Raw genomic sequence first — 13,481 nt, 5'->3', positions numbered from 1 at the left:
ACGAAACCTGCTTTCCCATATTCTTACAGGATTAGGGTATCCGCATCTGTTCTTTTTATACACTTTCTTTTAATTTCTCAAGGATCCGTTTTTCCTGCCGGCTCACCTGAACCTGGCTGATACCAAGCAGTTTTCCGGTCTCCGACTGCGTTTTGTCTTCAAAATACCGAAGCTGGATCAAACGCTGTTCCTCCGGCTCCAACCGTTCCAACATCTGCATCAACGACAAATGATCAACAATCTCCTGGCTATATTCCTCCGTTTTTGAATATACACCCGGAGCATCCAGAGACTCCGGCTCCAACGAAGCCTCCATTGCCATTACGATCTCCCCTGCATCATAAGAAAGGGCAGCAGCGATCTCTTCAATCTCAGGCTCATAGCCCTTTTCCTTGATCACCCGCTGCCGGTATTGCTCTACCTTACTATTCATCTCCTTCAGACTACGGCTGACCTTGATTGCGCCGTAATCCCGCAAAAAGCGGCGGATTTCCCCCTGGATCAGCGGAACTGCATAGGTCGAAAACTTCACATCATAGTCAAAATCAAATTTATCAATACTTTTGATCAATCCGATGCAGCCGATCTGAAACAGATCCTCGATATCATATCCACGTCCTGTAAATCTTCTGGCTACGCTCCATACAAGTCCAAGGTTCTGTTCTACCAGTTTTTCTTTTGCACTGTCATCACCCTTCTTCGCCTGTAAAAGAAGATCCAGATTATTTTCCATTTATACTGCACACCCAGCCCCTATTTTTTTGCCATCTTTACTGTCGTTCCTTTTCCCGGCTCCGACTCTACCGTAAGCTCATCCATAAAGGCTTCCATAAAGGAAAATCCCATTCCCGACCGTCCATCCTTTCCGGTTGTAAACATTGGCTCCATTGCCTTTTCCACATCCTCGATACCACAGCCATAATCGGTGATCTCTATGTACAGCTTCCGCTCTTCTATGTATGCCCGTATCTCGATTGTTCCCTCTTTTTGCCCATAACCATGAATGATCGAATTCGTAACTGCTTCCGACACGGCTGTCTTAACATCAGCGACCTCCTCCAGCGTCGGATTCGTACGGGTCATAAAGGATGCTACGACAACCCTTGCAAAGCTCTCATTTCTTGGATCACTTCCAAACTCTATTTTCATTTCATTTCTGTTCATTCTTTTCTTCTCCTTTTCATTTTATGACATATGTACTTGCTTGTACGCAGTCTCAAAATCCTCTGTCTGCTCTGCGATCTTAAATATTCCCGACATTTTAAGAATACGCTGCATTCTGTCATTTGCATGGATCACAAACACCTTTCCGCCTCTGTCATATACATTCCGGAATCTTCTCGTGATCAGACCGATCCCGGAGCTGTCCATCACGCTTGTATGCCGGAAATCGAATATCACGTACCGGATCCTGCCATCCTGAAATACCTCTTCCGTTTCGTTCACCAGTATCGATGCCCGGTAATCATCAACTTCTTCCGGAAGCTCTATTAACACAGTATCCCCTATTTTCTCATAATTATTCATACGCCACCTCTTTTTTACAAAAAAAGACAAATAAGCAATATTGCTTATTTGTCTTTTGTATGATCCTGATTTCTTTTTATTCATTTGTCGGATCCATACCGGATTCCGTTGTTCCTTCCGAACTGCCTTCTGTCGTGTCATCTCCGCCATCCGGTGTTCCACTCGTTGTGTCTGTACCAGACAATGCTACTGCAACTGTATAATAAATGGAATTCGGACATTTCTGGATAAATGTATCAAAGGCTTCTTTGGCCTTATCCTCATCCTCCGTACCCAGATAGCATAGAGCTTTATAATACAGAGCAACATCATAATCCGGGCTGGTCTCCAGCACCTTGTCGATCTCTGTCATTGCCTTATCATATTGGGTATCATTATAATACTTCATGGCAAGCTGCATCGTAACCTTATCCGTATCTGATATATCTGCCTTGCTTTTTTCCTCATAATCTGCGACCTGCTTCGTAAGATCTTTATTCTTTGTTGTCAGGGAATCAACCTCATCCTGCAGAGAGGAAAGCTTGGTATTCTTATTGGCAATCTCTTCGCTGTAGGCAATCTTAACATTTCTGCTCTCATCATCTGCATTCTTATTATGCTGTGGCATAACAAGGAACCACATGACAGCCAGTCCCAATACAAGTCCTGCCAGAACATAGGCAAGTGAATATTTGTAGAAATTAATATCCTTATATCTGCCAACCGGAGTCGGTCTTCCATTCCGGTCAACATTATCGGATTCCACATATGCCCGTGGCTGGTCTTCCACAAACAGCAGATCCGCATCATAATCATCATCCGGATAATCACGAAAGCTCATGATCTCCTCATCCGTATGCCCCATCTCATTGAAATAGCGGACAGCCAGGGGATTGGTTCTGTCGATCTTGATGACACGTTTTAATGCTTTTCTTGCCTTATCATATTTGTTATCATCGATCAGTAGAAGTGCCATCAGCAGATAACCATTTACAAACTTCGGATTATCCGATAAGACTTTTCGAAGCTGGATAAATGCAAGATCCTTACTGCCCTGTCTGGCATAGTTTACTGCCTGATTGTATTTTCTTGCTGCATTGTTCGTTGTTTCAAGCTTGTGTGGATTGCCCTTCACCTCTTTGATATAACGTTTTGCAACATTTCGTCCGCTGAAATAATTCACACTGATGACCCAGTGGCTTAATGCCAGAACAACTTCACCGGTTTCATAATATACAAGCCCCAGCAGATTTCTGGCATCAATATTCAACTTGTCATATTTAAGGGCTGTCTTTAATGCATCTTCTGCACCACTCATATCACGGACTCTGGCTTTATCCAGACCAATATTATAATAATATTTGGATGTGTTCAGTGCCTTATTTACAAATTCACTCTTTAACCCACATTGGCTGCAATATCCGGTAACAAGGATCTTACCGCCACAATGCTTACAATTCAGTACGTCTGCCATATTATTTCTCCGTTTCCTTTGCTACACGAAGCATCTCCTGCATAATATCTGAGATATCCTTCAGATCATTATGATAAATGGCATCTTCTGCCTGGTCTACTTCCAGAGTCGGTCTGAATTTTTTTACTTCTTCATCAAAGTTTATCATACTATTCCTCCATATTCGCAGATTTCTCTTTTATCTTCTGAAGCCAGCGTTTGACTTCTCCCACCAGATAAAGAGAACCCACACAATAGACTGCTGAATCTGTGATCTGTTCTTTATAGCGGATGGCGGCATCCATTGCTTCTGCAATATCCTCATATGCCTCCACCGTATGTCCTGTGTAATTCCGGAACCTGTCTGCGATCAGAGAGACCGGCGCCTTCCGTTTATTATCTACACTTGTAACTATGATCTTCTCAAACGAAAGTGCTTCTGTCAAATCCCGTATCATCGTATCATAGTCCTTGTCCTTTACTGCTGCAAAGACCAGGATCTTCTTTTTCTTCGTATAAAGCGTCCGAAGTGTTCTGCAATAACATTCGACTGCTTCCGGATTATGTGCACCATCTACAAACAGATCCGGTGCGATCTCCTCCATCCTGCCTTCCCATGAAAAATCAAGTAATCCGCTTCTGACTGCCTGCTCTATCCTGACATCAGCACCTGCATTTTTCCCATATTCTATATCCCTGGTCTGCATCAGGATATCAAAAGAAGCAACTGCAAGGCAGGTATTTTCGACCTGATAAAGAGACGTTTTCGGTATCCTCAAATGGTCATAATTATAATACCGATTATGAAATGAAAAATCAATGGTTTTATCATCTATTTCATTTATTATATAGTTTGATTTTTCGACCGCTGTTACGGCAGAATCCAATTCTTTTGCATGAGTCTCTATGATTCCAGACGAAACCGCATCCCGCTTGAAATATACGACCGGAACTGACGGTTTGATGATCCCTGCTTTCTCTCCTGCGATCTTAGCGATCGTATCTCCAAGATATTCCATATGATCAAGTCCTACCGATGTGATGATGCAAAGCTCCGGTCTTACGACATTAGTTGCATCCAGCCTGCCACCCATTCCGGTCTCATAAATCACATAATCCGGCTGCTTCTTCTCATAATAAACAGCCGCCATCGCAAACATCACTTCAAAAAAAGACGGATGAACGGTGAACTTCTTCCGCACCTGTTCAAATGCCCATGTAAAATCTTCGTCTGAGATCATTTCATCATCGTACCGTATGCGCTCATTGATCGAGACAAGATGCGGTGATGTAAACAATCCTACATGAAAGCCTGCATGCATCAGTATCGTAGCAAGCGCCTTTGCCGTCGATCCCTTACCGTTTGTTCCTGCTATATGGATCACTCTGCTCTTATCCTGCGGATTCCCTAAACGTTCAAGAAGACTGGCAAGATTCTCTGTGCCAATCTTCTGTGCGAACAGTGGAATGCTTAGGATATAATCAACTGTTTCCCTGTAATTCATCTGACATTCCGCCTATCTGTTATCTATCTTTTCCGGATACAGGTCATGATTTGACATTCTGTTCCATGCAACTTCTTCCCATTTTGTTCCCGGTCTTCCGTAATTACAATATGGATCGATCGAGATACCGCCTCTCGGAGTGAATTTGCCCCAGACCTCAATATATTTCGGATCCATCAATTTGATCAGATCCTTCATGATAATGTTCATGCAGTCCTCATGGAAATCTCCGTGATTCCGGAAACTGAACAGATATAATTTCAAAGACTTGCTCTCTACCATCTTCACATCCGGAACATAGGATATATATACGGTTGCAAAATCCGGCTGTCCCGTGATCGGACATAAGCTGGTAAATTCCGGACAATTGAACTTGACAAAATAATCATTGTCCTGATGTTTATTGATAAAGGTCTGTAACATCTCCGGTGCATAGTCCATGCTGTATTTTACATTCTTATTGCCGAGAAGTGTTACATCTTCCATTTCTTCTGCGGTTCTTCCCATCTTCTGTTACCTCCTTATGCATCTGCTTCTTCTGCTGCCTTTGACACACATTTGATCAGGATCTGAACAGCCTTATCGCACTGTTCCTTTGTTACGATCAGTGGCGGTGCCATACGGATCACATTTGGTCTTACCGCTGTGATCAACAGTCTGTTCTCAACAGCCAGATGCTTTACTTCGTTTGCGATTGGTTTGGTGAATTCAACGCCAACCAGAAGTCCGCGTCCGCGTACTTCCTTCACATACGGAAGAGAATAAAGCTGTTCTGCAAAATAAGCTCCTGTCTCTTTTGCATTCTCTGCAAGATGATTGTCTAAGATCTCATCGATCTCTGCAAGTGCGGCTGCACAGCATACAGGATTGGCTGCATAAGTAGAACCGTGTGCCCCCGGTGTAAATGCACTTGCAAGCTCTGCTGATGTACAAAGTGCGCCGATCGGCATACCGCCGCCGATCGCTTTTGCCATAGATACCATATCAGGCTTCACTCCATAGGTCATAAATGCCATCGTATCTCCGCATCTGCCCCATCCGGTCTGTACCTCATCGAATAACAACAGGATGCCGGTCTCGTCACAGTAAGCACGAAGTCCTTTTAAGAATTCCTCCGTTGCCGGATATACACCACCCTCGCCCTGAACAGGCTCTACCATGATTGCAACTGTGTCTTTGGTACATTTGCTCTTGAAATCCTCAAGGTTATTGAACTCTGCATATGTGAAGCCCGGAAGCATCGGCTTGAAACCGATCTGACATGCATTATCCGGCTGTCCGGTTGCTGATAACGCTCCATAGGTTCTGCCATGGAAGCTGTTAATGGCTGTAACGATATGATAATGCTCCGGTCCGTAATGATCGGTTCCGTATTTTCTTGCCATCTTGATCATTGCTTCATTTGTCTCTGTTCCTGAATTCTGGAACAGAACCTTCTCCATACCGATCGTCTCACAAATCTTCTTTGCAAGCAGGATCATAGGAAGTGTATATGCGTAATTGGATGCATGGATCACATTCTGGCACTGGTCTGCGATCGCTGCCGCAACCTTCTTATTACAGTTACCGGTACTGTTTACTGCGATGCCGCCGAAGAAGTCAAGATATTCATTTCCTTCCTCATCGTACACATACATGCCGTCTCCCTTTTCCTCGATAAAATTCCATCTTCTGGACTGCTCGGCTAGGTATTTGTCTACTATGTCAAGTAATTCGTCTTTTGTATATCCGCTTTCACTAACTTTCATCTTCCTGTCTCCTTTATATAAATACAAATTTTTAGTTCCTACTAATGTGCAAACTGTGAATTGTAAAGGGTGTAATAGAATCCTTTCTGTGCTAAAAGTGATTCATGATTACCCTGCTCTATGATATGTCCATCCTTCATAACCAGTATAATATCAGATTCTTTGATCGTTGACAAACGATGCGCTACGACAAAGCTCGTTCTTCCCTTCATCATCTTCGCAAATGCACGCTGGATCCGGATCTCGGTTCTTGTATCGATCGATGATGTTGCTTCATCAAGGATCAGCATCGGTGGCAGATCAAGCATAACTCTGGTAATACATAAGAGCTGTTTCTGTCCCTGTGACAGTCCGCCGCCATCCTCTGATATCATGGTATCATACCCCTCCGGCAAACGCTTGATAAAGCTGTGTGCGTGGGACTGTTTTGCTGCTTCTATAATCTCCTCATCCGTCGCATCCGGTCTTCCGTATGCGATATTCTCCTTGATCGTTCCGGTCTTTAACCAGGTCTCCTGAAGAACCATACCATAGTTATCACGAAGGCTCTCTCTCGTTACCTGACGGATATCATGGTCATCTACAGAAATGGCTCCGGCATCTACATCATAGAACCGCATTAAAAGATTGATAACGGTACTCTTACCACATCCGGTCGGTCCGACGATCGCTACCCGCTTACCCGGTTCAACCTTCAGATTCAGATTCTTGATCAGTTCTACATCTTTATTATAAGAGAAATCCACATGAGACAGATCCACCTGTCCATCTGCTTTCTCGATCACATAGGCATCCGCAGGCTCCGCGATCTCCGGTTCTTCATCGATCAGCTCAAATACTCTGGCTGCGGATGCAAGTGCATTCTGAAGCTCCGTTACAACGCCTGAGATCTCATTAAATGGCTTTGTATACTGGTTTGCATAGCTTAAAAAGCTGGTAAGCTGACCAACGGATATTCTTCCCTTGATCGCCATGACCGCACCGATGATGCCAACGCCGGTATATACTAAGCTGTTTACAAAACGGGTACACGGATTGGTAATGGATGAGAAGAAGGTCGCATCCAGTCCTGCCTTATTCAATCTCTTATTTACTTCGTTAAAACTGCCATTTACATTTTCTTCCATGGAAAAGGCTGTTACAACCTTCTGGTTTTCTACCATCTCATTAACAAGTGATGTCATCTCACCCTTGATCTCTGCCTGCTTTCTGAACATATGGTAGGTTTTCTTTGCGATAAATGCCGCAACAAACAGAGAAACCGGAGTGATCACAACAACCGCAACCGTGATCACAGCGTTAATCGATAACATGAAACAAAGCGTTCCAACGATAGTCATAACCCCGGTAAATAACTGTGTAAAGCCCATCAACAGACCATCTGAAAACTGGTCTACATCTGCGATCACACGGCTTACGATATCACCATGGGTGTGAGAATCCACATAAGATAACGGAAGCTGTTCTAACTTCTTATATGCAGATGTACGGACATCATTTACAACATGATAAGTAACTTTATTATTCAATATATTCATGATCCACTGGCAGACTGCCGTAACCGCAACTACAATCACAAAACGGATTGCCAGTGTCTTTAATGCTCCGAAATCAACGGCTCCTTTTCCGACGATCTTATCTACCATATGTCCGGTAATGATCGGTGCATATAAGGTCAGAACAACGGATATCGCTGCACAGGTCAGGGAAAGGACAACTAAGAAACTGTATCGTTTGATATACTTTAATATTCTGCCAAGTGTTTTCTTATTGACAGACGTACTTTTTTCTTTTTTACTCATCGTCGTTTCCTCCTTCCTATGCCATTGCATTTCCGGCAGAAGTCTTTTTACCGGATACTTCATTTGCCGATAACTGTGACTGACATATCTCCTGATATACCTCACAGGACTGTAACAGTTCTTCGTGGGTTCCGATACCTGCAACCTGTCCATCATCTAATACAATGATCTGATCGGCTCCCATGATCGTCGATGCTCGTTGGGAAACGATAAATACGGTCATACCCTTTGTCTGCTCTTTGATCGCACGCCGAAGAGCTGCGTCTGTTGCAAAGTCAAGTGCCGATGCACTGTCATCCATGATCAGGATCTCAGGCTTTCTTACAACTGCTCTTGCGATCGTAAGACGCTGCTTCTGCCCACCGGATAAGTTCTTGCCACCCTGTGTAATCTTAAAGTTCATGCCATCTGTTTTCTGATCAACGAATTCTTTTGCCTGTGCGATCGTAAGTGCCTCATTGATCTCTTCTTCCGTTGCGTCATTTTTACCCCAGCGGATATTCTCGGCGATCGTGCCCTGGAACAGAACTGCCTTCTGCGGAACTACACCTACCTTCATTCGAAGGGAACGGAGATCATAGTCCTTTACATCCACACCATCGATCTTAACCGCACCACCGGTGGCATCATAGAATCTCGGGATCAGGTTGACCAGAGAACTCTTACCGGAACCCGTACCACCGATAATACCGATCGTTTCTCCCGCTTTTACCGTAAAGGATATACCGGTCAGTGAATCTTCCGATGCTTTACCATACCGTAAGGCTACGTTGTCAAATACCACCTTAGGAACATCCTGGCCGGCTGCCTTCTGTGCTTCTGATAAAGCAGAATCTTCTTCAACCTCTGTGATCGATGGCTTCGTATCAAACACAACATTGATTCTCTTTGCACATGCGATCGACTTTGTGATGTTAATGATCAGATTGGCAAGCTTTACAAGCTCAACTAAGATCTGTGACATATAGTTGATCAGTGCAACAACCTTACCCTGTGACAGGATACCGATATCGGTCTGTCCGGCTGCGATCCAGATGATCGCAACAGTTGCAAGATTGATGATCACATATGTGACAGGATTTAAGAATGCCGAGATTCTTCCGACATACAACTGAATATCCATCAGATCATCGGTTGACTTATCGAATTCATCAACCTCTTTCTGCTGTCTGTTAAATGCCCGGATCACACGGGCACCTTCCAGATTCTCTCGGGTCAGAAGCATGACCTTATCCAGTCTTGCCTGTACCTTCTTAAACAATGGAATGCTGACAAGCATAATTCCGAATACAACGATCGACAATGCCGGTATTGTAACCACAAAGGTCATGGCTGATTTGACATCGATCGTAAATGACATGATCATCGCACCGAATACGATAAACGGAGAACGTAAGAACAAACGGAGCACCAGATTGACACCTGTCTGGATCTGGTTGATATCACTGGTCATTCGAGTAAGCAGTGTCGATGTTCCGATCGTATCAATCTCATTATAAGAAAGACTTGTGATATGACGGAACAGATCACTTCGAAGTGCCGTTCCGAATCCGGTTGCTGCTTTTGCGGAAAAATACTGTGCTGTCAGAGAACAGCTCAGGCCGATGATACCAAGTGCGATCATAACGAGACACATCCGAAGAACATATCCCATGTCCTGATTTTTAATACCGGTATCAATAATATGTGCCATTACGATCGGGATCAGCAGTTCGAAACAGGCTTCCAGCATTTTAAATAATGGTGCCAGAACCGATTCTTTTTTATAGTCCCGTAAATATCTTAATATTCCCTTCATTCTACTCTCCTACTCTTGTTGTAAAATGTATATATGCTCTCTGCATTTGTTTTTAACATACCATATGCCAGGCGTGCTGCCAAACGGCTTTCTGCCGTCCTGCTGCCTGCCTGGCATACATATATGGTAGAATCTCCACACCCCCTTACATAAAATTGCATGTGGATTCTGTGGAAATTCTTTCATGCACAAATGGCATGAACGATATAATTATTCCTCATCCGGAAGATTTGCATTGTGATATACAGCCTGTACATCATCATCTTCATCTAAGAGATCCAGAATTCTTGTAAACTTCTTTACAACCTCAGGATCTGTCAGATCTACATAGTTCTGTGGGATCATGGTAAGCTCTGCTTCTGCCATCTTGATTCCCTCTTTTTCAAGAGCCTCTCTGACTGCTGAGAAATCATCCGGTGTTGTGATGATCTCAAAACTGTCTTCCTCTTCACTGAAATCCTCAGCTCCGGCATCCAGTGCCATCATCATAAGATCATCTGCATCCATATCACATTCTTCTTTATCGATAATGATCTGTCCTTTATTATCAAACATATAAGATACACAACCGGTCGTTCCTACGTTTCCGCCGCCCTTTGTAAATGCGTTTCTTACATTTGCAGCCGTTCTGTTCTTATTATCTGTAAGCGTATCAACGATGATCGCTGTACCGTTCGGACCATATCCTTCGTATGTATTAGCAACATAATTTACTGAGTTTGCATCACCTGCTGCTCTGTCGATACCACGCTTGATCGTATCGTTTGGCATATTGTTTGCCTTTGCCTTTGCGATTACATCACGAAGCTTACTGTTGTTATCAGGGTTTGCACCACCTTCTTTTACAGCGATCGCAATTTCCTTACCGATAATGGTAAAGATCTTACCCTTTGCAGCATCGTTCTTTTCTTTCTTATGTTTAATATTTGCAAATTTTGAATGTCCTGACATTTTTTTACTCCTTAACTCTGTAATTCTATCTTTTGAATATCCATTTTCGGATATCGGTTTCTTTTTTGAAGCTTTATAAGCCCAACTGGTTCATAATATCATACCTGATTTTCATTTTCAACCTTGGTTATCCGCACCTTATCGATCATCTTATCCTTGATCCCAATGGTCTCAAAATTATATCCCTTATATGTAATATCTATTTTTTCGTTCTCATAAGGGAGCCTTCCCAGTTCATACAGCATAAACCCGTTCAGTGTCTGAAAATCCTCATCCGGAAACTCAATTCCCAGATGTTCCGACAATTCATCCAGTTCTGCTCTGCCGCCCACGATATATCCATGACCCGCAAGTGCAATATCATCGTCATCATCGTCGTATTCATCAAAAATATTGCCGACAATTTCTTCCAGAATATCTTCCATCGCTATGATGCCTTCTGTCTGACCATACTCATCCACCACAATAACCATATGAATTTTCTCTTTCTGCATCCGTTTGAATAATTCCGATATATTCTTTGTCGGATGCACAAATAGCGGCTCAACCATGATCTGTTCGATCGTCTGATTCTTATCCTTTAAATACGCTTTTACGAAATCCTTAAAATAAAGGATTCCGACTATATTGTCCAGATCATCATCAAACACCGGATATCTGGAATAATTATTCTCCAGCATGATCTTGATCGTTTCATCCATTGTAGTATGTTTGTCGATTCCAACTACATCGGAACGCGGCGTCATAACATCCCGGACTTCTTTCTCACTGAATTCAAAAATATTTGTGATCATCTCTACTTCGTCATCATGAATGAGCCCCTGTTCATTACCCTCATTGACCATGGAAATAATCTCTTCCTCAACTTTTTCTTCATCAGCTTTTCTGTTATTAAATAATTTCATATACCAGACAGTCTCTGTCTACAAATCACCTCTCCTGTTCGTTTCATTCTGCATTCACTCTTAATTCCACACGAATGCAAATATAATGGAAATATATCATTAATTCCAACATTCGTCAATTTTTTCATATGAGAATCTGTATAATCCGTATTCATATGGGAATCTGTATAACTGTATGATTATACAATGTCTATAATTACCATGCCACAAAGATCAATACAGATCCAGACTGATCTTTAATGCAATATCTACCTTTTTCAGAATGTCATCTCCCATATGGCATACTTTTTCTTTTAATCTCTGTTTATCGATCGTACGCACCTGTTCCAATAGAACAACCGAATCCTTTGCCAGATCATACCGGCTGGAATCAATCTCAACATGTGTAGGCAACTTTGCCTTGTTCATCTTGCTGGTGATCGCTGCACAGATCACAGTAGAACTGTGTTTATTTCCCGCTTCATTTTGTATGATAAGTACCGGTCTGACTCCTCCCTGTTCCGAACCAACGACAGGCCGTAAATCAGCATAAAATATATCGCCTCTTCTGATTACCAATTCTTTTCACTCCATTTATTTATTAATATCTTCTGTTGTGAAAAGTATTTCCAATTCTATTCTATGATATTCAGTTTCGACGTAGATAATTCACTTCCCCGACTTCTTTTCCATCCCTAATATAGACTCTTGGTACACGTCTTCCGATATTACAGATCAGTTCATAGTTGAAGCTGTTTGCCGGTTCCGCAACTTCTTCCACCGTGATCTCTTTATCTCCACATTTTCCGATCAGAACAACTGTATCACCGACTGACGTCTCCGGTATATCACTTACATCGATCATAAACTGATCCATACAGACACGTCCGGTGATCGGTGCATACTTACCATGAATGATCACACGCCCGATATTGGACTGTGCTCTTGGATATCCGTCAGCATAACCGGCAGACACGGTTGCTATTCTCATATCATGCGGTGCGACAAATGTCCATCCATAGCCGATACCTGTTCCTGCTTTCACATTCTTCACATGAACTACCTTGCAAGTAGTTCCATTGCCGGCTTAAGTGCCGCGATCGAATGATCGACTTCATCCGATGGATATAGTCCGTATGTTACGATACCGGATCTTACCATATCAAAGCCTTCATTATCCATCTCCATGATTCCTGCGCTGTTCGATATATGCTTTACAGGAATCGATATACCCCGTTCTTCTAATCTGCCGATCACAGACCGGAATAACGCAAGCTGTCCATTTGCAGCTGTTTTATCGTATTCGTCCGCCTTTGAATAATGTGTAAATATTCCCTCGATCTCAATTCCCGGCATATGCGCGATCTCCACGATATCATTGATACCTGCATCATCACACTGAAAGCCGATCCGGCTCATACCGGTATCCATCTTGATATGGATCTTTGCTTTTGATCCTTTCTTTACCGCATCATCTGAGAGAATGGCACATTCAGCCTTATCATACATCGCAGGTCTTACATCGTATGTGATCAATTCATCATACTCTGATGGGTCTGTATATCCAAGTATCAACAACGGCTTCTCACATCCTGCATGACGAAGCTCTACCGCCTCATCAATACAGGCAACCGCATAAAAGTCTGCCAGATCAGAAAGGGCTCTTGAAACCTCTACTGCTCCGTGGCCATAGGCATCTGCCTTGATCACAGCAAGCATCTTCATACTCTCCGGCACACATGCCTTCATCATTTTTATATTTTCTCTGATATTATCCAGATTGATATCTGCTTCTATTCTTCTATATTTATTCATTTGTCTGCGCCTCTGCCTA

The 13,481-nt window shown here is 42.9% G+C and carries 15 protein-coding genes; all 15 read right to left on the bottom strand.

What is annotated here, in order from left to right; genetic code table 11:
• Positions 1–55: 55 nt before the first annotated feature.
• Entirely contained in the window at positions 56–733 is a 678-nt protein-coding gene (locus DW959_RS08845) for a sigma-70 family RNA polymerase sigma factor (RefSeq protein ID WP_021944475.1), read from the bottom strand.
• 20 nt (positions 734–753) lie between these two features.
• Positions 754–1,164: an anti-sigma F factor gene (gene spoIIAB, locus DW959_RS08840; protein ID WP_118615944.1), complete on the bottom strand. Its 411-nt coding sequence runs from the start codon at positions 1,162–1,164 to the stop codon at positions 754–756.
• A gap of 21 nt (positions 1,165–1,185) precedes the next feature.
• Positions 1,186–1,527 carry an anti-sigma factor antagonist gene (locus tag DW959_RS08835; RefSeq protein ID WP_117821932.1) on the bottom strand — a complete coding sequence of 114 codons (342 nt, stop codon included), beginning with the start codon at positions 1,525–1,527 and terminating at the stop codon, positions 1,186–1,188.
• A gap of 76 nt (positions 1,528–1,603) precedes the next feature.
• Entirely contained in the window at positions 1,604–2,980 is a 1,377-nt protein-coding gene (locus DW959_RS08830) for a tetratricopeptide repeat protein (protein ID WP_226800981.1), read from the bottom strand.
• A 1-nt stretch (position 2,981) separates the two neighbouring features.
• Positions 2,982–3,128, bottom strand: coding sequence for a hypothetical protein (locus tag DW959_RS14205; protein ID WP_021944479.1), 147 nt, complete (start codon positions 3,126–3,128; stop codon positions 2,982–2,984).
• A gap of 1 nt (position 3,129) precedes the next feature.
• Complete coding sequence (locus DW959_RS08825; protein ID WP_117807350.1) at positions 3,130–4,464, bottom strand: folylpolyglutamate synthase/dihydrofolate synthase family protein; 1,335 nt, start codon at positions 4,462–4,464, stop codon at positions 3,130–3,132.
• A gap of 12 nt (positions 4,465–4,476) precedes the next feature.
• Positions 4,477–4,971, bottom strand: coding sequence for a preQ(1) synthase (queF, locus tag DW959_RS08820; RefSeq protein ID WP_008402990.1), 495 nt, complete (start codon positions 4,969–4,971; stop codon positions 4,477–4,479).
• Positions 4,972–4,985: 14 nt separating this feature from the next.
• The gene (locus DW959_RS08815; RefSeq protein WP_008402988.1) at positions 4,986–6,212 is read right to left on the bottom strand and encodes an acetylornithine/succinylornithine family transaminase; all 1,227 of its coding nucleotides are present in this window, start codon (positions 6,210–6,212) and stop codon (positions 4,986–4,988) included.
• A 41-nt stretch (positions 6,213–6,253) separates the two neighbouring features.
• On the bottom strand, positions 6,254–8,014 hold the full coding sequence (locus DW959_RS08810; RefSeq protein ID WP_117821936.1) for an ABC transporter ATP-binding protein: 1,761 nt from the start codon (positions 8,012–8,014) through the stop codon (positions 6,254–6,256).
• Positions 8,015–8,030: 16 nt separating this feature from the next.
• Entirely contained in the window at positions 8,031–9,812 is a 1,782-nt protein-coding gene (locus DW959_RS08805; protein ID WP_117821937.1) for an ABC transporter ATP-binding protein, read from the bottom strand.
• A gap of 210 nt (positions 9,813–10,022) precedes the next feature.
• Positions 10,023–10,763: a YebC/PmpR family DNA-binding transcriptional regulator gene (locus DW959_RS08800; protein ID WP_008402983.1), complete on the bottom strand. Its 741-nt coding sequence runs from the start codon at positions 10,761–10,763 to the stop codon at positions 10,023–10,025.
• A 98-nt stretch (positions 10,764–10,861) separates the two neighbouring features.
• Positions 10,862–11,668 (bottom strand): hemolysin family protein, encoded by an 807-nt coding sequence (locus tag DW959_RS08795; protein ID WP_021944484.1) that lies wholly within the window; start codon positions 11,666–11,668, stop codon positions 10,862–10,864.
• A gap of 213 nt (positions 11,669–11,881) precedes the next feature.
• Positions 11,882–12,226, bottom strand: coding sequence for a type II toxin-antitoxin system PemK/MazF family toxin (locus tag DW959_RS08790; protein ID WP_008402980.1), 345 nt, complete (start codon positions 12,224–12,226; stop codon positions 11,882–11,884).
• A 70-nt stretch (positions 12,227–12,296) separates the two neighbouring features.
• Positions 12,297–12,701 carry an alanine racemase C-terminal domain-containing protein gene (locus DW959_RS15100; protein ID WP_347475346.1) on the bottom strand — a complete coding sequence of 135 codons (405 nt, stop codon included), beginning with the start codon at positions 12,699–12,701 and terminating at the stop codon, positions 12,297–12,299.
• A gap of 5 nt (positions 12,702–12,706) precedes the next feature.
• Positions 12,707–13,462, bottom strand: coding sequence for an alanine racemase (alr, locus tag DW959_RS15095; RefSeq protein WP_347475345.1), 756 nt, complete (start codon positions 13,460–13,462; stop codon positions 12,707–12,709).
• Positions 13,463–13,481: the final 19 nt, after the last annotated feature.

The sequence above is a fragment of the Clostridium sp. AM46-21 genome (genome assembly GCF_003480025.1).
Classification (GTDB): domain Bacteria; phylum Bacillota; class Clostridia; order Lachnospirales; family Lachnospiraceae; genus Coprococcus; species Coprococcus ammoniilyticus.
Note: the sequence above shows the minus strand (reverse complement) of the source record. Positions and strands in the feature narration are given on the sequence as shown.